This is a genomic window from Campylobacter sp. TTU-622 (genome assembly GCF_016598965.1).
Taxonomy (GTDB): domain Bacteria; phylum Campylobacterota; class Campylobacteria; order Campylobacterales; family Campylobacteraceae; genus Campylobacter_D.
In genome coordinates, this window is sequence record NZ_JAENKR010000179.1 from 1 (window position 1) to 973 (window position 973).

Consider the following 973-nt stretch of genomic DNA (forward strand, 5'->3'; position numbering starts at 1 on the left):
CAATATAATATTGTAAATTTTTTTTTAAATTTGAAATGTCTTTATCGATTGCTTGTTTTTTGTTATAAGAATTAAAATTTTCATCAATGGTTTTATGAAAATTTTGTAAAAAATCTTTTAAAATTATATTATTTTTAGCATTAATTTCTTCATAATTAATTCTATTAAAATCAATATTTTTTAAGTGGCTGATAATATCTTTTGGATCTATATTAGTTTTTTTAATTAAAATATCAAAACTTTTTTCAATATCCATTTTATTATTTGTCAAAATAGTATAAATATCAAACAAATCTCTTGGTTCATCTCTGGAAAGTGAAGTTTCTAACTTATTAACAAAGATATTTTGTATGCTATCTATAAACAAACCATTTTCGAGTTTTACATAATCGTTTTTTTCGTGAAATACATAATCATTAACCAAGTCAATTTTGAGATTATTTTCTTTAATATAAAGTTGAGTAAAATATTGATTTGAAACTTTTATTTCAAAATCTATATTATTATCTTTTAATATATTTGTAAAATCATTAAATTCTTTTGGAGTATGGTTTTTAATTCCATTGTTAATCAAGAAAAAATCTAAATCATCAGAAAATCTAAATTGATTATAGTGAAATCTTTGCAAGGCTGTTCCACCTGTAAGATAAAAATCTAAATTTTCTTTTGCAACTAAATCAAGAATTATATCTTGTGTTTTATACAACTGTGTATATTTTTCTTCTTTTTCCTGCATTTTTTATCCCATAGTGTGCGATAAGTTTATCAAGCCTTTCTTCATAATAAAATCTTTTATGATAACCTAATCTTTGGTTTTGAGAAATTATAAATTCTTTTATCCATTCTTCATTATCGATAATTTTTAAATCTTCAAACATTGCGAGTGAATTTTGAAAAATTGCACTGAAAATTCTTTTTGCAAAGTCTTTATCTTGGATATGTTCTACTATAAAACTAGGGGTCATATTAGTAT

The 973-nt window shown here is 21.7% G+C and carries 2 protein-coding genes; both read right to left on the bottom strand.

The window, feature by feature from the left end; genetic code table 11:
• Positions 1-736, bottom strand: a 736-nt coding sequence (locus JG677_RS08315; RefSeq protein WP_200286168.1) for a nucleotidyl transferase AbiEii/AbiGii toxin family protein, incomplete at its 3' end; no start/stop codon positions are given.
• Positions 699-973, bottom strand: a 275-nt coding sequence (locus JG677_RS08320; protein ID WP_234284679.1) for a hypothetical protein, incomplete at its 5' end; no start/stop codon positions are given. The genes JG677_RS08315 and JG677_RS08320, both read right to left, overlap by 38 nt.